At 70.7% G+C, this 18,945-nt stretch carries 16 protein-coding genes; 6 read left to right on the forward strand and 10 right to left on the reverse strand.

Going from position 1 to position 18,945, the window contains the following annotated elements; translation table 11 throughout:
- Nucleotides 1–11: 11 nt before the first annotated feature.
- The 8 genes from ACX9TP_RS37020 to ACX9TP_RS37055 form a co-directional block, all read right to left on the reverse strand.
- Nucleotides 12–923: a tetratricopeptide repeat protein gene (locus ACX9TP_RS37020; protein WP_482975367.1), complete on the reverse strand. Its 912-nt coding sequence runs from the start codon at nt 921–923 to the stop codon at nt 12–14.
- A 91-nt stretch (nt 924–1,014) separates the two neighbouring features.
- A complete protein-coding gene (pilA, locus tag ACX9TP_RS37025; RefSeq protein ID WP_482975368.1) occupies nt 1,015–1,662 on the reverse strand; it encodes a type IV pilin protein PilA in 648 nt (215 codons plus the stop codon).
- A 204-nt stretch (nt 1,663–1,866) separates the two neighbouring features.
- Nucleotides 1,867–3,228, reverse strand: coding sequence for a sigma-54-dependent transcriptional regulator (locus ACX9TP_RS37030; protein WP_482982279.1), 1,362 nt, complete (start codon nt 3,226–3,228; stop codon nt 1,867–1,869).
- Between the two features lie 65 nt (nt 3,229–3,293).
- A complete protein-coding gene (locus ACX9TP_RS37035) occupies nt 3,294–4,862 on the reverse strand; it encodes a two-component system sensor histidine kinase NtrB (RefSeq protein ID WP_482975369.1) in 1,569 nt (522 codons plus the stop codon).
- A gap of 25 nt (nt 4,863–4,887) precedes the next feature.
- The gene (pilC, locus tag ACX9TP_RS37040; protein WP_482975370.1) at nt 4,888–6,144 is read right to left on the reverse strand and encodes a type IV pilus assembly protein PilC; all 1,257 of its coding nucleotides are present in this window, start codon (nt 6,142–6,144) and stop codon (nt 4,888–4,890) included.
- Between the two features lie 57 nt (nt 6,145–6,201).
- Nucleotides 6,202–7,323, reverse strand: coding sequence for a type IV pilus twitching motility protein PilT (locus tag ACX9TP_RS37045; protein WP_482975371.1), 1,122 nt, complete (start codon nt 7,321–7,323; stop codon nt 6,202–6,204).
- 39 nt (nt 7,324–7,362) lie between these two features.
- Nucleotides 7,363–9,063 carry a type IV-A pilus assembly ATPase PilB gene (gene pilB / locus ACX9TP_RS37050; protein ID WP_482975372.1) on the reverse strand — a complete coding sequence of 567 codons (1,701 nt, stop codon included), beginning with the start codon at nt 9,061–9,063 and terminating at the stop codon, nt 7,363–7,365.
- Nucleotides 9,064–9,274: 211 nt separating this feature from the next.
- A complete protein-coding gene (locus ACX9TP_RS37055) occupies nt 9,275–10,207 on the reverse strand; it encodes a bifunctional riboflavin kinase/FAD synthetase (RefSeq protein ID WP_482975373.1) in 933 nt (310 codons plus the stop codon).
- Nucleotides 10,208–10,300: 93 nt separating this feature from the next.
- Here ACX9TP_RS37055 and trmB point away from each other — a divergent pair, with 93 nt between their 5' ends.
- The 6 genes from trmB (at nt 10,301) to ACX9TP_RS37085 (ending at nt 17,376) form a co-directional block, all read left to right on the forward strand.
- Entirely contained in the window at nt 10,301–10,921 is a 621-nt protein-coding gene (gene trmB, locus ACX9TP_RS37060; protein WP_482975374.1) for a tRNA (guanine(46)-N(7))-methyltransferase TrmB, read from the forward strand.
- Between the two features lie 108 nt (nt 10,922–11,029).
- Nucleotides 11,030–12,073 (forward strand): diguanylate cyclase, encoded by a 1,044-nt coding sequence (locus ACX9TP_RS37065; RefSeq protein WP_482975375.1) that lies wholly within the window; start codon nt 11,030–11,032, stop codon nt 12,071–12,073.
- Between the two features lie 56 nt (nt 12,074–12,129).
- Nucleotides 12,130–12,546: a hypothetical protein gene (locus tag ACX9TP_RS37070; RefSeq protein ID WP_482975376.1), complete on the forward strand. Its 417-nt coding sequence runs from the start codon at nt 12,130–12,132 to the stop codon at nt 12,544–12,546.
- A 439-nt stretch (nt 12,547–12,985) separates the two neighbouring features.
- The gene (locus ACX9TP_RS37075) at nt 12,986–13,855 is read left to right on the forward strand and encodes a hypothetical protein (protein WP_482975377.1); all 870 of its coding nucleotides are present in this window, start codon (nt 12,986–12,988) and stop codon (nt 13,853–13,855) included.
- Between the two features lie 77 nt (nt 13,856–13,932).
- Complete coding sequence (locus ACX9TP_RS37080) at nt 13,933–14,358, forward strand: cupredoxin domain-containing protein (RefSeq protein ID WP_482975378.1); 426 nt, start codon at nt 13,933–13,935, stop codon at nt 14,356–14,358.
- A gap of 54 nt (nt 14,359–14,412) precedes the next feature.
- The gene (locus tag ACX9TP_RS37085) at nt 14,413–17,376 is read left to right on the forward strand and encodes a helicase C-terminal domain-containing protein (protein WP_482975379.1); all 2,964 of its coding nucleotides are present in this window, start codon (nt 14,413–14,415) and stop codon (nt 17,374–17,376) included.
- A 51-nt stretch (nt 17,377–17,427) separates the two neighbouring features.
- On the opposite strand, the gene ACX9TP_RS37090 is transcribed toward ACX9TP_RS37085, so the two are convergent.
- Nucleotides 17,428–18,165, reverse strand: a complete 738-nt coding sequence (locus ACX9TP_RS37090; RefSeq protein WP_482975380.1) for a sensor histidine kinase — start codon at nt 18,163–18,165, stop codon at nt 17,428–17,430.
- Nucleotides 18,162–18,911 carry a HEAT repeat domain-containing protein gene (locus ACX9TP_RS37095; RefSeq protein ID WP_482975381.1) on the reverse strand — a complete coding sequence of 250 codons (750 nt, stop codon included), beginning with the start codon at nt 18,909–18,911 and terminating at the stop codon, nt 18,162–18,164. The genes ACX9TP_RS37090 and ACX9TP_RS37095 overlap by 4 nt, the downstream gene beginning before the upstream one ends.
- Between the last annotated feature and the right edge of the window lie 34 nt (nt 18,912–18,945).

Here is an 18,945-nt window from a genome sequence, read left to right on the forward strand (position 1 = left end):
GGGAGCCGCCGTCATGGCGCGGCCTCCTCTTCATCCAACACGATGCCGCCCGCGGCGAGGTCTTCCTGCAGCTCCGTCTTCTTGGCGTGGTCGTACATCTCCAACCTGTAGAGTCCCGACGTGGAGCGCGCGCGCCCCCGCCGGTCGATGAAGAACTGGCCCTCCAGAGGGTCCTCGGGCGGGGCCTTCAGGTAGCCCGCCTGCACGAGCTCCGGCACCGTGCGGGGGCGCTGGCCGCGCGCCTTCTGGAAGGCGTCGATGGCCTGGTCTATCTGCGTGAGCACCCGCTCCCGGAGGATTTCCTTGATGCGGTGCTCATAGAAGGCGCGTGAGTCGTCGTCCTCGGCGCTGTCGCGCAGCATCTCCGCCACGTGCAGGCCCGAGTCGAAGCTGCCGGCCTGGGCATACAGGCGCGTGGCCAGCTGCGGCAGGTAGCGGGGCGTGTCCGGGAACTTCGACAACTTCATGAGGATGTCCGCGGCGCCCTGGTAGTCCTGCTCGTACGTCATCTTGTTGTACGCGAGCTGGAACAGGAAACGGCGGTCGTCCGGGAACACGGCCAGTCCCTTGGTGAGCAGCCGGGACGACAGGTCCGTGTTCACCCACTGCTCGCGCCCCAGGTTGAAGGGCGTGGTGATGGCCCCCCACTCGTAGACGTAGCGGAACTTCGGGTCGAGGTCGGTCGCCAGGTCCGCGTAGAAGTAGACGTCGCGGTACTCGGTGTCCGTGTTGGCGCGGCCCACCTGCTGGATGGCCTGCAGCCAGTAGAAGTCCGCGATGAGCGGCTTCTGGGAAGCCCCCAGGACCTCGAGCATCTCCCGCCGGGGGAGGATGGGACCGTCCTTCGTCCTCAAGGGCCTGGCTGGCTTGTCGGCCATCAACGCGATGGAGAGGACAGCCAGGCACAGCACTACAATCCGCATGAGCACCCCGGAGCTCTGAAAAGGCGAAGGGCCGCCCCCCCGAAGGAAGGCGGCCCGGAGAACAGTGGCCGGGCCACCGTTCATTCCGAAATCACGGACCGGCGGCCTGGTCGCAGGCCACGTCGTTGATGGTGTTGTACGGCGTGCCGGAGGAGACGTTGCCGTCCTCGGAGCAGCCGGACACGTTGCCATCACCCTCGAAGCCGGCGATCACCCACGAGTCCAGGCCGGGCTCGTTGTCCGCGTTGCCCGCGGCGCCCGCGAAGAAGTTGCAGTTGGGGCAGGTGCCCTGGACGCCGAACGTCAGGGTGGCGCCGGCCGTGACGGCCAGGTAGTTCGTCGTGGCAACCACAGGAGCCGCCGCCGCGCCGCCGAAGCGGAACGCGTCGAAGGAGATGGAGGTCACGCCGCCAGCGGGGGCCGCAATCGCCGCGGCGTTGCGCAGCTCGGGGGCGCCGCCGTTGACGGAGACCACGTAGCCGTAGCGGTTGCCGCGCTCAGGGGAGAAGCCAATCTCGTTGGCGAAGTCGGAGTAGCGGTCCTTCTCCGAGAAGAACGACTTCTGCGCGGTGTAGAGGGCCTTGAGGTTGGTCTTCGCCTCGGACTGCTTGGAGCGCGCCTGGAACTTGAGGAAGTTCGGGATGGCGATGGCGGCCAGGATGCCGATGATGGCGACCACGATCATGAGCTCGATGAGCGTGAAGCCACGGTTGCGGGGGTTGAAGCGGGAAACGCGCATTGGGGGTCCTCGGGGAGGTTTTGGCAAGGGCACTGCGCCCGACGAGGACTTTAGCACTCGCCATGCCAGCGACTGCAACACGCCAAGGTGGCTGATTTCCAAGGCATGCCCGCCGCCGCTCAAGAAATGGGAATGCAGGGCTGACAAAATTGGGCAGCGGGACTGACGAGAACTGTCGCTCCCCTCGTGCGGGGAGCGACGGGCCTAGGCATCCACGACCCCACCCGGCTCCAGGTCGTCCGTCAGCCCGTGCTTGGCCAGGCGATAGCGGAAGGATCGGAAAGACAGGCCAAGCAGCTCCGCCGCGCGGGTCTTCACCCCGCCGGCCTGCTTCAGCGCGGCGAGCAGGTAGCGCCGCTCGCTGTCGTCCAGGTGGCGCTCCAGGTTGAAGCCCGTCCCGAGCCGCGGCTCTCCGCCCTCGCCGGAGTGGGCGGCCGGCTCCGCCTCGCCCCGCACCGCCGGGGGCAGCGTGGCGGGGCCGAGCAGGTCCGTGTCGGACAGGGTGGCCGCGCGCTCCACCATGTTCTGCAGCTGCCGCACGTTGCCCGGAAAGGCGTAGCGCTCCAGCAGCAGCAGCGTCTCCGGCGCGAAGCGCAGGGCCGGGCGGCCCAGCTCCTCCGCCAGGCGCGACAGGAAGTAGCTCGCCAGGAGGGAGATGTCCCCGGCGCGCTCGCGCAGCGGGGGCAGCTCCAGCGTGATGACGTTGAGCCGGTAGAAGAGGTCCTCGCGGAAGCGCCCCGCCTTCACCTCCGCCTCCAGCCGCCGGTTGGTGGCGGCGATGACGCGGGCCTTGAAGGGCACCTCCGCCGCGCTGCCCACCGGCTTCACCTTCCGCTCCTGGAGCACGCGCAAGAGCTTCACCTGCGTGGCCAGCGGCATCTCCCCCACCTCGTCCAGCATGACGGTGCCCTCGCCCGCGGACACCAGCAGCCCCTGGCGCTCGTGGGTGGCCCCGGTGAAGGAGCCCTTCATGTGGCCGAACAGCTCGCTCTCCAGCGTGCCCTCGTTGAGGGCCGCGCAGTTGAACGGCAGGAAGGGCTGGGCGGCGCGGCTGCCCCGCATGTGGATGGCGCGCGCCACCAGCTCCTTGCCGGTGCCGCTCTCGCCCGTCACCAGCACCGTGCTGCGGCTGGGCGCCACCTTCTCCACCAGGGCCCACACCGCCTGCATGCGCGAGCTCTGCCCCACCGCCACGCCCAGGCCGGGCAGCAGCCGCGCCCGCAGGCCGCTGTTCTCCTGGCGCAAGAGGCGCTTCTCGAGCGCCTTCTGCACCAGCAGCCGCAGCTCCTCGTTGTCGAAGGGCTTGCAGATGTAGTCGTACGCGCCCTCGCGCATGGCCTCCACCGCGGCGGCGGGCGAGCCATAGGCGGTGATGAGCACCACCTCGGGGGGCTCGGGACGGGCCCGGGCGGCGCGCAGCACGTCCAGCCCGCTGCCGGTGCCCAGCTTCATGTCACAGATAACCAGGTCCACCCCTTCCAGCGACTCGCACGCGGGCTTCACCCCGGGCACGCTCGTCACCGCGTAGCCGTCGCGGTGGAGCAGCAGCTCCAGGTACTCGCGCATGGACAGCTCGTCGTCCACCACCAGGACGTGCCCGCGCACGCCGCCCTCTCCTGCCTGCGGAATCGTCACAGCGGCAATTCCACCACGAACTCCGTCCCCTCGTCCCGGTTGGAGCGCACGCGGATGGCCCCGCCGTGCGCCCGGATGATGGAGTGCGCGGTGGACAGGCCCAGGCCCGTGCCTCCGTCCCGGGTGGTGAAGAACGGCTCGAACAGGTGCCCCATCATCTCCTCCGTGATGCTTCCGCCCGAGTCCCAGACGCGGATGCGCGCCTCCTGCCCGGTCCGCGCCAGCGCCACCTTCACCTCACCCCGGGGGCCCGCGGCCTGGAAGCCGTTGCGCACCAGGTTGATGAGCACCTGACGAAGCTGGTCCGGGTCCACCGCCGCCGTCAGCGCCTCCGGCGCGGCCACCTCCATCCGCACGTCCCGCGCCAGCGGGTCCACCCGCAACATGTCCACCGTCTCCACCAGGAGCGCGTCCAGGGCCACCGCGCGGCGCATGGGCTCGGGCGGGCGGGCGAAGCGCAGGAACTCCTCCACCAGGCGCGCCAGCCGGTCCGACTCGCGCAGCAGGATGTTGGTGAGCTTCTGCCCCATCTCGTCTCGCGCGTCCTGCGCCAGCAGCTGCGCGGAGCCCCGCATGGCCGCCAGGGGGTTTCGCAGCTCGTGCGCCAGCTGCGCGGAGAGCGCCCCCAGGCTCGCCAGCCGGTCCGCGCGCTTGAGGTCCTCCTCCATGCGCCGCAGCCGGGTGAGGTCCTGGAACACCATGAGCAGCGCCCCCTGCTCGCCCTCCAGCGGCGTCACCGACAGGCCGAGGATGCGCCGGCCGCTGCCCGTCCCCACCACGAGCTCGCTGCGGGGCGAGCGGGGCGCCAGCCCGGACACGCCCGGCATCAGCGTCTCCAATTCCATGCCCACGCTGCCCGCCTCTTCCACCTGGAGGATGGCGCAGCCGGCGGGGTTGACGTACGTGACGCGCCCCCGGGCGTCGCACGTCACCAACCCCGAGGGCATGGAGGAGACAATCTGCTGCTGCAGCCGCCCCAGCCGCCGCAGGTCCGCCTCGCGGGCGGACAGGGCCCCGCCCGTGGCGGAGAGCTGGCGCGACAGGTAGCCGGCCAGCACCGCGATGAGCGCGAGCGCCAGCAGGTTGCTGCCCAGCACGAACAGGCTCCGGCCCAGCAGCAGCGGGCCCAGGGGCGCGTCGTCCCCGAGCCACGGCCCCACCATCAGGCCGGACAGGCACAGCGCGGACGCGGCGGCCACCCAGAGCGCGCCGCGCCAGTCGAGCACCACCGCCGCGCCGATGACGGCCAGGCTGTAGAGGAAGGTGAGGGGCGAGTCCGCGCCGCCGCTGAGGTACACCAGCCCGGTGGCGATGACGATGTCACCCACCACCTGCACCCAGGCGTCCAGCTTCCCCGCCCACCCCCACCGCAGCCGCAGGCCCACCACCACCGTGGACACGTACGCGGCGATGATGACCGCCAGCGACAGCGTGTCCGTGCGGCTGGGCTCCTGGTAGGGCTGCAGGAGCAGACGCGCCACCGTGATGACGAGCGACAGGCTCGCCGCCACGGTGCGGAACAACACCAGCCACACCAGGCGCGAGCGGAAGGCTCCCGCCTCCACCGCTCGCGCCCCCGGGGCCGGGGAACTACTTGATGGCACCGGCAATGGAGAAGATGGGCAGGTACATGGCGATGAGGAAGCCACCGACCACGCCGCCGAGGAACACCATCAGGATGGGCTCGATCATCGCGGTGAGCGCGCTGACGGCGGTGTCCACCTCGTCGTCGTAGAAGTCGGCGATCTTGTTGAGCATGGTGTCCATGGCGCCGGTGGCCTCACCGACGCCAATCATCTGCACCACCATGGACGGGAACACCTTGGTGTCCGCGAGCGGCCCCGCGATGTTCTTGCCCTCGGAGATCTTACCGCGCACGTAGTAGATGGCCGCTTCCACGGTGCGGTTGCCGGCCGTCTTCGCCGTCACGTCCAGCGCGTCCAGGATGGGCACGCCGGAGGAGAGCATGGTGCCCAGCGTGCGGGTGAAGCGGGCCACCGCGACCTTGCGGAGCACCGGCCCGAACAGCGGCATCTTCAGGAACACCTTGTCCCAGAACACGCGCCCCTTGGGCTGCTTGTAGCTCCAGGAGAAGGCGATGATGACCGCGGCGATGGAGCCGAAGACGTGGAGCCACCACTCCTGGGCCCACGCGGAGATATCCACCACGAACTGGGTGGGGCCCGGCAGCTCGGAGCCGAAGTCCGCGAACATCTTCGCGAACGTGGGCGTCACCTTGATGAGCAGCAGCGACACCACGCCGAGGGCCACCAGGATGACGATGGCCGGGTAGGTCATCGCGCCCTTGACCTTGCGCTTGAGCTTCTCGCTCTTCTCACGATAGGCCGCGAGCCGGTTGAGGATGGAGTCGAGGATACCGCCGACCTCACCCGCCGCGCACAGCTGCGTGTAGAGCTCGTCGAAGACCTTGGGGTGGTCCTTCAGGGCGTCAGCGAACGTACTGCCCTGCTCCACCTTGGCCTTGATGGCGAACAACACCTTCTTGAAGGCGGGGTTGTCCATCTGGCTGGCCAGGATGTCGAGGCACTGCACCAGCGGCAGGCCGGCGTCGATCATCGTGGCGAACTGACGGGTGAAGATGAGGATGTCCTTGCCCGTCACGCCGCCGATGCCCGGCAGGGTGACGGCGCCGTCCAGGGCGCCCTTCTTGCGCACCTTGGTCGGGTTGAGGCCCAGGGACTTGAGGCGCGCGTTGACGGCCTCGGTGTCCAGGGCCTCCATCTCGCCCTTCTTGGTCTCTCCGCCCTTGGTCTTCGCCTCCCAGAGGAACTGGGACGTGCTCTTCTTGGAAGCTACGGCCTTCTGCTGCACTGCTGGTGCTGCCATGAGCTGGACCTCCGCGGACGCCGCGCGAGTCTAACCGCTGAATCCAAATTCCAGGAACTAACGACCGCCCGCTCCCCCGGCTGGCCGCTGCTGGGGCAGGCCCGGCAGGCCCTGACCGCCCGTGGCGAGGATGTTGCGCAGCTCGTCCGGGTCGCTGGAGCGGCCGAAGGCCTCATCCTGGGAGATGAGCCGGCGGATGAGGAGCGCCGCCAGGGCCTGGTTGAAGGTCTGCATGCCGTACTTCGCCTGACCGACCTGCATGGAGGAGTAGATCTGGTGGACCTTGTCCTCGCGGATGAGGTTGCGGATGGCGGGGTTGGGAATCATCACCTCCAGCGCCAGGATGCGGCCCGGGCCGCCCGCCTTGGACACCAGGGCCTGGCTCATCACGCCCTCGAGCACGAAGGACAGCTGCGCGCGCACCTGCGGCTGCTGGTACGGAGGGAACACGTCCAGCACGCGGTTGATGGTCTGCACCGCGCTGTTGGTGTGCAGCGTGGCGTAGCAGATGTGGCCCGTCTCGGCGATGGTGAGCGCCGCTTCAATCGTCTCCAGGTCACGGAGCTCGCCGACGAGCACCACGTCCGGGTCCTGGCGGAGGATGTACTTGAGGGCCGTCTTGAAGTTGCGCGTGTCCGCGCCGACCTCCCGCTGGTTGACGAGGCAGTTCTTGTGCGGGTGCAGGTACTCGATGGGGTCCTCGATGGTCATGATGTGCTCATGACGCTCGGTGTTGATCTTGTCGATCATCGAGGCCAGCGTGGTGGACTTGCCCGAGCCCGTGGGGCCCGTCACCAGGATGAGGCCGCGGGGCTTCTTCACCAGCTCCGCGACCACCGGGGGCAGGCCCAGCTCCTGGAACGTCAGGATCTTGAAGGGAATGGTGCGGAAGGCGCCGGCCACCGCGCCACGCTGCATGAAGATGTTGGCGCGGAAGCGCGACAGCCCCTTCACGCCGAAGGACAGGTCCAGCTCGTTGTCCTCCTCGAACTTGTGCTTCTGGGCGTCCGTGAGGATGGAGTAGCAGAGCTGCTTGGTCTCCACGGGGGTCAGCGGCGCCGTCTTCAAGGGGACGAGCTCGCCGTCCACGCGCAGCTGCGGCGGTGAGCCGGTCGTGATGTGGAGGTCGGAAGCGCCCTTCTCGACCATCGCCTTGAGGAGCTGGTGCAGGTTGGCCACGGGGGGATGTCCTTCGGTGAGGCGGTGGGGGAGGTGTGACTAGAAGCGGTCCGGGGCGGTGTTGCCGACGACCTCTTCGAGGGTGGTGGCGCCGTCCATCATCTTGCGCAGGCCCGACATGCGCAGGCTGCTCATGCCCAGGCGGATGGCCTCCTGCTTGAGCTCGGCGGCGGACCCGCCGTTGATGACCAGCTCCTTGAGGCCGTCCCAGAAGGGCATGACCTCGTAGATGGCCACGCGGCCGCGGTAGCCGCGGTCGTTGCAGTCGCGGCAGCCGACCTTCTCGTACATGGTGAAGGTGCCAATCTTGTCCGGCGGCACGCCGGCGTCGATGAGGGCCTGCTCGTCCACCTTCTCCGCCGGCTTCTTGCACGCGGGGCACAGGCGGCGCGCCAGACGCTGGGCGAGGATGAGGTTGAGCGAGGCCGTCACGAGGAACGGCTCGATGCCCATGTTGAGCAGACGGCTGACCGTGCCCGGGGCGTCGTTGGTGTGCAGCGTGGAGAGCACGAGGTGGCCGGTGAGCGCCGCCTTGACGCCGATTTCCGCCGTCTCGAAGTCGCGGATCTCACCAATCATGATGATGTCCGGGTCCTGGCGGAGGAACGAGCGCAGGGAGGCCGCGAAGTTCAGGCCGATGTCCTCGTGCATCTGCACCTGGTTGATGCCGGCGAAGTTGAACTCGACGGGGTCTTCCGCGGTGCAGATGTTGGTGTCGATGCCGTTGAGGCTGGAGAGCGCCGAGTAGAGCGTCGTCGTCTTGCCGGAGCCCGTGGGGCCCGTCACCAGCACCATGCCGTAGGGCCGGTCGATGGCTTCCTTGAACCAGGCCAGCGGCTGCGCGTCGAAGCCCAGCTTGGTCATGTCCAGCTGGAGGTTGCTCTTGTCGAGCAGACGCATGACGACCTTCTCGCCGAAGAGCGTGGGGCACACGCTCACGCGGAAGTCCATCTCCTTGCCGCCGCCAATCTTGATCTTGATGCGGCCGTCCTGCGGCAGGCGCCGCTCGGAGATGTCCAGCGAGGCCATGATCTTCAGACGCGAGGTAATCGCGTTGCGCAGCTTCATGGGCGGGCGCATGACCTCGTACATCACACCGTCGATGCGGAAGCGGACGCGGAAGTCCTTCTCGTACGGCTCGATGTGGATGTCGGACGCGCGCTTCTTGATGGCGTCCATGAGGATGAGATTCACCAGCTTGACCACCGGCGCGTCGTCCGCGGCCTTGGTCATCTCATCCAGGTTCTCCGTCTCCTCCTTGGCGACCTCGATGTCGTCCGTCACGTCACCGACGATGTCCTCGAGGGATGGGCCCTTCTCCGCGTAGTAGCGCTCGATGGCCTCGCGGATGGAGACCTCGGAGGCGACCACCGTCTCGATGTTGTAGCCGGTGAGGAACTTCAGGTCGTCCACCGCGAAGATGTTGGACGGGTCGCACATGGCGGCGATGAGCGAGGGCCCCGCGCGGTTGACGGGAATCACCAGGTGCTTCTCGGCCACGTCCTTGGGCACGAGCTTGATGATTTCCGGATCAATGTCGAAGTCCTTCAGGTTGATGGCCGGCACGCCGTACTGCTTGGAGAGGAAGTCGGTGAGCTTCGACTCCTCGATGGCCCCCGTCTTGATGAGGGCGGTGCCGATGCGCGTGCCGTTCTTCTGCTGCTCTTCCTGGGCCTTGCGCAGCTGCTGGATGGAGATGAGGTTCTCGCGAACCAGCAGTTCACCGAGTCGACCGGACATTCGTTGAAGCCTCTTCCTTGAGGAAAAGAAGGACGGGACAGGCGTTGAGGGCCCGCCCCGAACTCAGGAGACGGGGGGAGATGCCAGGGGGCCACGAAGGCCTCTGGCACGGTTCCTGATACGAATTAGAGGGGAGCCGCGCGCTCGCGTCAAGGCGGGCCCGCCTGCTCCCTTGGCAGGTCAACCCGTTGAAGAGACACGGGAAAAACGCTCAGTCACCCACACCGGCGATGACGGTGCGCGCGGCCTCCACGTCCCGCTTGATCTGCCCGACGAGCTCCGCCACCGAGCCGAAGCGCTGCTCGGGGCGCAGCCGCTCCAGGAACTGCACCCGCAGCTCCTTTCCATAGAGGTCGCCGGAGAAGTCCAGCAGGTGCGCCTCGATGGTGACCTCGGTGCCGCCGAAGGTGGGCTTCACGCCGATATTGGCGGCGCCCGCATGCCATGTACCCGTTCCCCCCGACGCGCCGGGCAGGTGCACGCGGATGGCATAGACGCCGGGCGCGGGGCGCAGCTCGTTCTGCGTGTCCACGTTGGCGGTGGGAAAGCCGATGCCCCTCCCCCGCCCCGCGCCGGCCACCACCGTGCCGTCCAGGTCAAAGGGGCGCCCGAGCAGCCGCCGCGCGGCGGACACGCGGCCCTCGAGGATGTACTCGCGCACGCGCGAGGACGAGGCCACCACGCCGTCCACGGTGACGGGGGCCACCACGTGCACCCGGGCGCCGCGCCGGGCGGCCGCCTCGCGCAGGCTGGCCACCGTGCCGCCGCGGGCCGCGCCATAGGTGAAGTCGCTGCCCACCACCACGTGCGCCACGCCGAGCGCGTCGAAGAGGGCGGCCTCGAAGTCGGACGGGGGCGTGCGCGCGTAGTCGCGGGTGAAGGGCTGCACCACCGCGGCGGCCAGCCCGCACCCGGCGAACAGCTCCAGCTTGCGGGGCAGCAGGGTGATCAGCTTCGGCGCCAGGTCCGGCTGGAGCACCTTGCCGGGATGGGGGTGGAAGGTGAAGGCGGCGGCGCGGGCATGGCGGCCGGCTTCGGAGAAGAGGGCCTGGTGGCCCACGTGGACGCCGTCGAAGTTGCCCAGCGCGAGCGCCTGGCCGGCCAGCGCCCGGCCCGCCTCCGCCACCGAGTGGAAGACCTTCATGCCCTTCCGTATACCTCAAGCCCGCGGGCCAGGGGCCCCAGGCGTTTTTCCCTGGCCAGACCCGGCCCCGCCGTGGTTGGAGGCCCCCCGCCCATGGCCCGTCCCCGCCTGCTACCCGAGCCCGTCGGACTCAAGTTCGTCACCCAGGAAACGCCCCCGGACTGGGACGCGGAGTTCGGCTTCGCCGGCCCGCTCGAGCTGGAGATCGGCTCCGGCGCCGGGGGACACGCCCTGGAGTACTGCCGGCGCAACCCCGGCGTGCGCTTCGTCGCCTTCGAGTGGCGCAAGAAGTACGCGCGCGACACCCAGTCCCGCGGGGACAAGGCCGGCCTGAAGAACCTGCGCGTCATCGAGGCCGACGCCACCTTCGTCGTGCCCCGCATCTTCGCCGCAGGCTCGCTGGCCGCCATCCACCTCCAGTTCCCAGACCCCTGGTGGAAGCGCGCCCACGCCAAGCGCGCCGTGATTCAGCCCGCCTTCGCCCAGCTGCTCTTCACCAAGCTCGCCCCGGGCGGCCTCTTCGACATGCGCACGGACGTGAAGGACCGGGGCGAGTCCATGCTCTCCATCCTGGAATCCGTGGGTTTCCAGAACCCCCTGGGTTCAGGAGTGTTCCATCCTCATGACCCGGAGGAGGTCCCCTCCACGCGGGAGCGGCGCTACCTGGTGAGCGGGGAGCCGGTGTACCGGGCCCGGCTGCGCAAGCCCGGCTGACGCCCGTGAAGACGGGCACTTGCCCGGCCTCTTGGCTTCCTCACCTCGACAGGTGAGAATTGCACTGATTCCCGCGACGCGGGAGGATTGCACCGGGGGCGAAACACGATGGCGGACGGCGAACGGAAGAGGACGCTGGAGGTCGCGCGTCGTGCGCCGTCCGGAGGCGAGCTCAGCGGGCGCACGGTGCTCATCGTGGATGACGACCCGGCGCACGTGCGGCACGTGCGCGAGGGACTGACGCCCCAGGGTTACGTCTTCAAGGAAGCCAACGACGGGACGCAGGCGCTGTCCGCCATCCGCCAGGCGCGGCCGGACCTCATCCTGATGGACGTGGAGATGCCGGGGCTGGGCGGGGTGGAGGTGTGCCGCATCATCAAGGCGAACTCGGGGGAGGACGGCTTCGGCTTCATCCCGGTGATTCTGATGACGGCGCGGCAGGCGGCGGGGAAGGTGGAGGGGCTGGAGCTGGGGGCGGACGACTACCTGGTGAAGCCCTTCGACATGCTGGAGCTGTCGGCGCGGGTGAAGTCCATGCTGCGGCTGAAGGTGCTGCAGGACGCGCTGGTGGAGAAGAACCGGGAGCTGGACCGCGCCAACAAGGAGCTGGCGCGGCGGCGCGAGGAGCTGCTGGCGCTCAGCCGCACGGACGCGCTCACCGGACTGTTCAATCGGCGCTACTTCGAGGAGCGGCTGCACGAGGAGTTCGCCCGCTCGCGGCGCTACGGCTCGCCGCTGTCGCTGGTGATGCTGGACATCGACCACTTCAAGCGCATCAACGACACCTTCGGGCACCCCTTCGGGGACCAGGTGCTCAAGGCGGTGGCGCAGACGGCGCGCGCGCGGCTGCGGGAGGTGGACCTGCTGGCGCGCTATGGCGGGGAGGAGCTCATCGCGCTCCTGCCGGAGACGGGGCCGGTGGACGCGCTGAAGGTGTGCGAGCGCGTGCGCGAGGCGATTGCGTCGCTGGGGCTGGAGCCCCCGGGCACGGACGGGAAGGCGGAGCCGGTGCGGCTGACGGCGTCGCTGGGCGTGGCCACGGTGCCCTCGGACGACCTGGCGAGCGCGGAAGCCCTGCTGATGGCAGCGGACACCAGCCTGTATGTGGCCAAGGGCGCGGGCCGCAACCGCGTCCACCAGCACGCTGCGTGACAGGAATGAAGCTCGGGCTTTCCCCCGGCGACGCTTTGACCTAAATCCCTGTTTCCATGCGCCCGACCATGATGATGCCCTGGCTGGTGGCCCTGGTCCTGCTCGGCCTGGGCGTGGGCGGCTGCAATCGCCAGGACAGCCCGCAGGGCGCCTACCGGGCCTTCCACGAGCTGGTGCGCAAGGGTGATGGGGACAAGGCCTGGACGGTCCTCTCCAAGAGCACCCAGGACGCGCTCACCGAGCGGGCCCGGGTGGTGGCGGAGGCGTCGGCGGGCTCGGAGAAGCCCGAGCCCCAGGACCTCTTCTTCGCGAATGTGCCTCCCCCTCCGGATGTTACGGAGGTCTCGCTGGTCCGGGAGGAGGGCGACACGGCAACCGTGCTCGTGCGCTCGCCCGGCCGCAACCACGAGGTCCGGATGGTACGGGAGCCATCCGGATGGAAGGTGGACCTTTCAGCCTCCCTCCAGCCGTGAAGCCGGGCATGCCCGGAAAACTCGCATCAGGTAACGTACGACTGTGAACGACAGGAAGACACGGCGGGTGGTCCCCGCGGTTGAAGTCATCCGGCGCCCGGCCTCGACGCCCGGCAGCGCACCGGTGACTCCGACCCCAACGGCATCCCCCACCCCGGCGCCAACGCCGCGCCCCACCCCTACGCCCCGGCCTCCCGCCGCGGCGCCCACGCCCCGGCCCGCCGTCGCGGCGCCCACGCCTACGCCCGCCCCCCGGCCCGCAGGCACGGCCCCGGCTCCCCTGCCGACCCCCACGCCCCGGCCGTCCGCCGGCGTGGCGCCGGCACCTGGGCCCACGCCGACGCCGGGAGCCACGCCCGCGCCCACGCCGCGGCCTTCCACGGGTCTGCCTCCCACGCCCCGGCCGACCGGCATGGCGCCGGGTGCGGGCGCTCGCCCCATGGGACCGCGTCCCGGCGGCCCTGGCGGTCCTCCCAGGTCGGGAGGCTTCGGCGGACGTCCCGGGGGCTTCCGTCCCTCCACGCCGCGCCCGCCTCCCACGCCGGAGCAGATCCTGGCGCTGGCGACGCGCGAGCACGTCCCGGCCCGCATCGCCAAGGGCGAGCTGGAAGGGAAGATGAAGGCCCGCATCTGGCGCAAGCTGCACGCCGAGGAGGCGAAGCGCTTCGACCAGGTCTACGAGCTCATGGGCCAGACGCCCGGCCTGTCCCTGGGTGACGCCTTCGGTGTGCTCCAGAGCGGCATGACGGTGGCGGAGTTCATGGCGCGCAAGGAGCGCACCCAGCGCAAGGCGGCCATCAAGCAGGCCCGCGGCGAGGTGGAGAACGCCATCGTCGCCGAGTTCCTCGCCAACCTCATCAGCGCGAAGGCGGAGGTCTCCGTGGTGCTGGCGGAGCGCTCCCTGCTGGACACGCTGCTGGTGGAGGAGCCCATCGCCTTCACGCTGGAGCGCACCGGGCGGCTGGAGAAGCTGCAGGTGGTGCTGCTGGCCCGCCGCGCGGACTGGGAGCGGCTGCTGCCCGGACTGGAGCGCGACGCGAAGCTGACGCAGAAGCCCGCGGCCGTGGCGCGCCAGCCGGACAAGCGTCCGTACTCGGACCCGCGCGCGTTCCTGGACCACCTGGGCCAGACGGTGAAGCTGGTGCTGCGCAACGGCATCACCCTGCAGCTGCCGCTGATGCACGTGGGCCGGTTCGACCTGCTGCTCGGCGAGCTGGGGCACGAGGTGTTCGTGCCGCTGCACGCCCTGCTCCGCTTCGAGCCGCCGCCGGCCGAGAGCGCTCCCGAGGACGGGGCCGACGAGGCCTGAGGGCTTCCCTGAAAGCCCCGCGGGTTCTTCCTTCCGTGGGGCGCCGCCCCACCCACCCCTTCTTCACGAGACACACCATGCGCCCCTTCCTCTCCCGCATCATCAAGCCCTGGCTCGCCCTGGCCGCGACGGCCGCCATGGTGGGCGCCACGCAGCAGGGGTGCTCCAAGGACGCGGGCGCTCCGAAGGCGGAGGCCCCCGCCGCGCCCTCCGTGCCCGAAAAGCGCGAGGGCGGCGTGCGCGTGGTGGAGCTCACCGTCACGGAGAAGGGCTACGAGCCCAGCCCCGTCAACCTCAAGAAGGGCGAGCCGGTGAAGCTGGTGGTGACGCGCAAGACGGACCAGACGTGCGCCACCGAAGTCGTCATGGACGGCTACGACATCAACACCCCGCTGCCGCTGAACCAGCCGGTGGAAATCGCCTTCACCCCCAAGGAGTCCGGCAAGCTGGTGTACGGCTGCGCCATGGGGAAGATGATTTCCGGCGTCTTCATGGTGGACTGACGCTGGCCGTTTTCTGTCCTCCGCGGTGAGTCGGCCCTACTCTCGGCGCCCAGCATGGGCGGCGCGGCGGAGCTCTTCACCCGGCATGTCTTCCTGGACCTCGAGACCACGGGGCTGGACCCGCGTGTGGACGAGGTCATCGAGCTGGGCTGCATCTTCTACGAGGGCGGGCGCGAGGTGGACCGCTTCGCGCGCCTGTACTCGGCGTCGCGGCCCCTGCCCCTCACCATCCGGCGGCTGACGGGCCTGACGGACGCGGACCTCATGGGCCGCCCCCGCTTCGGCACCGACGCGGCGGAGCTGCGCGAGAAGCTCGCCGGGTGGACGGTGGTGGCGCACAACGCGCCCTTCGAAAAGGGCTTCCTGCCGGACGTGCTGGGCGCCATCCGCGCCCCGGTGCTCGACTCGTGCGAGCTGATGCACTACCTGCACCCGGAGCTGCCCAGCCACTCGCTGGAGTCGCTGCTGCGCTGGGCGGGGCTGGCGCTGCGCCAGCCGCACCGGGCGCTGTCGGACTGCGAGGCGGTGCAGGCGGTGCTGGTGCACAGCATGGAGCGCTGCATCCGCGAAGGCCGCGGCGATGACGTGGCGGACCTGCTGGCCACGCTGGACCCGCGCCCGGGCGCGGAGCTGCGGCTGTCCCAGGTGGACGCGGGCCTCGAGGAGGACGCGCACGGCGCCTTCGACTACGAGGAGTGGCCGCTGGTGGACCTGCTGGCGCGCCTGCGCACGGCGTGCCGGGCGGTGTCCACGCCGCTGAAGCTGGAGGCGCAGGGCTTCCTGCGCGGACGCCCGGAGCGGCGGCGCGCGGGGGGCGCCACGGCCCTGCCCGAGCCGGACACGGACACGCCGGTGCTCCCGGTGCGCCCGGACGAGGTGGCGGCGGTGCTGGGCGCGGGAGGCGCGCTGGAGCGCGTGGGCGAGGGCTTCGTGAGCCGGGCCGCGCAGCTGGACGTGGCGCAGGCGGTGGCGCGCGCGCTGTCGGACGGCGGGCAGGTGGCGGTGGAGGCCGGGACGGGCACGGGCAAGTCGCTGGCGTACCTGGCGCCCGCGGCCCTCTTCGCCGCGCGCAACGGGCGCAAGGTGGGCGTGGCGCCGCACACGAAGACGCTGCAGGACCAGCTCTTGGAGAAGGACCTGCCCCGGCTCCACCGGGCGATGAATGGGGCCTTCGGCTACGCGCTGCTCAAGGGTCAGACGAACTACCTGTGCCGCCGCCGCACGCTGGAGGCCACGCGGGTGGAGCCCGGCATGGGCCACGCCGCGCGCGCGCCCCGGGCGTACCTGCGCGCGTACATGCGCCGCAGCGGCGAGGGGGATTTGGACCGGCTGAGCCACTGGTTCCGCGAGCGCTTCCCGGCCATGTTCGGCCTGGTGCCGGCGGTGCGCTCGGAGGCGGCGACGACGCTGGGCGAGAAGTGCCCGCACTTCCACCAGTGCTTCTACCACTCGGCGGTGGCGCAGGCCCGCGAGGCGGACGTGCTGGTCATCAACCAGTCGCTCGCCTTCGCCTGGCCCGCGCGCTACCCGAAGCTGGAGCACCTGGTGCTGGACGAGGCGCACGAGGTGGAGGACGTGGCCACCACCGCGCTGGCCGTGGAGCTGTCGGACCTGGCCTTCCAGCGCCTCACCGAGCGGCTGCACGGGCGCGACGGCCGGCGCGGCCTCTTCGCGGAGCTGCGGCGGGCCCTGGGCGGTGCGCGGACCGACTCGCGCGCGCTGATGGGCGAGGTGGAGGACGGGCTGCGCCGGCTGCTGGACGAGGCGCGCGGCCTGGGCGCGAGCGTGACGGCGCTGTGCGAGCCGGGCGCCACCGCCGTGGGCGAGGACCCGGACGAGAGCACCTACGCGCCGGAGCTGCGGGTGACGGAGGCGGTGCGCGCCCTGCCCGCCTGGGAGCCGGTGAGCGACGGGCTGGTGTCGGTGCGCGACGCGCTCCAGACGCTGCACACGCTGCTCGCGGTGCGGGTGCTGGCGGCGCTGCCGGAGCTGGCGGCGCGCAACCCCGCGCTGGAGCGCGAGCTGTCCGGCGCCACGACGGAGCTGGGCGAGCTGGCGGTGCTGGCGGGAGAGCTGTCCGGCGAGCCCGCGCCGGGGCGGTGCTACGCGGCCACGGCCGAGCCGAAGCGGCAGCGCTGGAGCGTGGGCGCGCAGCCGGTGGACGTGTCCGCGTACGTGTCGCGCGACTTCGCCGCGAGCAAGCGCGCGCTGGTGCTGGCGTCGGCCACGCTGGGCACCGGAGACAGCGTGCCCTTCGTGCTGCGGCGGCTGGGCCTGGACGGCCGTGGGGAAAAGCCCGCGCCCCGCCTGGTGCGCGCGCCCTCCCCCTTCCGGCTGCGGGAGCAGGCGCTGGTGGTGCTCGTCACCGACGCGCCGCGCGCGCACGAGGAGGCCTTCGTGGAGTGGGCCGCGCTCCGGATTTCGGGGCTGGCGCAGACGATGGGCGGGCGCGTGCTGGGGCTGTTCGCGTCCACGCGGCGCATGGAGCGCGTGGGCGCGGAGGTGCGCTCGCGGCTGGAGCCGCTCGGGATTGAAGTGATGCGGCAGTCGCGCGGACACAGCCGCTCGCTGGCGGCGCGGCAGGAGCGCGACACGGGCACGGTGCTGCTGGGCACCAAGAGCTTCTGGCAGGGCGTGGACATCCCCGGCCGCGGCGTGGGCTGCGTCTTCATCGACAAGCTGCCGCTGGAGCCCGCGCTGCGCCCGCTGGTGGCCGCGCGCGAGGAGACGCTGGCGAAGAACGGCGGCGAGTACCTGGGCTTCCTCCACTACCGCCTGCCGCGCGCGCTGCTGCTGCTGCGCCAGGGGGTGGGCCGGCTCATCCGCTCCACCACGGACCGGGGCGTCGTCATCCTCTCGGACCCGGGCCACCCCAGCTACCGCGCGCACCTGATGAACGCGCTGGACGGCTACCGCGTGGAGGCCCTCCCGTGGGCCCAGGCGCGCCTGCGCATCCACGGGGTGCTCAAGGAGACGGGACTCACCGTGGACATGGACTCCGCGCGCTCCTGGGGCTGACGCGAAGCCGCGCGTCGCTCGAACACTGGAGCGACGGGCCGACGCCTCCCGCTACTGCGCCAGCCGCGTGCGGTAGCGGGCCTCCAGGTTGCGCAGCTCCGCCAGGGCCTCCGGAGAAGCGCCGGAGCCCTCCGCGGCGTGCAGCGCCTTCGCCAGCGAGTTGGCGTCCTCCTCGTGCTGCTCTCGCAGCCGCTGCACCATCTTCCGCGTGTCCTCGAAGAGCTCCCGCAGCTCGTCGCCGTCGCGCAGGCCGTACTTCGGGGGCCGCAGCGCGCCGTCGTGGACCTCGTTCACCATGCGGCGGATGCGCAACAGCGGCCCCGCCAGCCGGTGCGTCACGACAATGGTGCCCAGCGCCACCACCACCGTGAAGCCCGTCAACAGCCCGCCCAGCACCCACCACGTGAGCTGCTGCTGCCGCTCCAGCTCCGCGCGCTGGGCGACAATGGCCGAGCGCTCCGCCTCGTACGCCGCGTCGATGGAGCGCGCCTTCTCGCGGAAGGTGGCCTCGAAGGTCGGGTCGTCCATCCGCGCCAGCAGCTCGTTGGAGAGCGTGGCGCCGGACAGCTCGCGGCTCACCTCCGCCGCTCGCGAGCGCGCCTCCACCGCCGCCGCCGTCTCCCGCATCAGCGTCCGCGCCGCCCGCACCAGGAACACGCCCAGGAGCCCCGACAGCACCAGCGTCACCCCGACCATGTACGCCGTCAGCTTGAGCTGGAAGCCCGTGTCCAACAGGAAGTTGCGCCAGCGCCGCTTCGGCGTCGCCATGGGAGCCGTCGTCGTCGTCATGTCTCGCTGCTCCACTCGAAGGTTTCCGCTGCTTCCTCCACCGCTTTGGGCACCAGGGCCTTGAGGAGGTCTCCGGGCTGCGCGCCCGCGGCATTCACTTCCACCTGCCCCATCAACGACAGGTCCGGGTACGTCAGGCAGACGATGGCCACCTTCAGCCCACCGCTCTCCGTCGCCCGTATCTCCGGGGTGATGCGGTAGCCGTGCACGCCCAGCTTCTTCAGCGCGCCCTTCGCCGCCGCCTTCGACTCCTTCGCCGGCGCCACCAGCCCGCCGCTGCGCACCAGCCGCGAGCGCAGCCGCGCCTCCGTCGCCTTCACCAGGTCCGCCGGCAGCTTCCCCGTGCGGTCCTTCAGCGCGTCCATGGCCACGTAGAAGCGCGGCGGGCGCGCCTGGTACGCCTTCAGCGCGGCCACCGCGTCGTCCACCGCGGCCTTCGCCGCCGCGTCCGCCTCGCCCTTGTGCGCCTGGAGGCAGGCCAGCCCGGACGGCTCCAGCAGCTTCGCCAGGCTCTTCGCCACCGCCGCGCGCACCAGCTCGCTCGCGTCCTTCAGCGCCCCGCACAGGAGGGGCACCGCCTCCGGGTCCTCCGTGGCGCCCAGCACCAGCGCCGCCTGTGAGCGCGTGCGCGGGTCCTTGCCCTGCTGGAGCTGCCGCCCCAGGAACGCAAGACGGGTGTCACCCTGGGCCAGGGCCGCGCAAGGCGCGAGAAGGACGAGGAGGAGGACAGTGGGCAGCAGCCGCATGGGGGGAGGACGCGTCCGCGCACTCTAGCCGCGT

It is taken from the genome of Pyxidicoccus sp. M15, assembly GCF_056858435.1.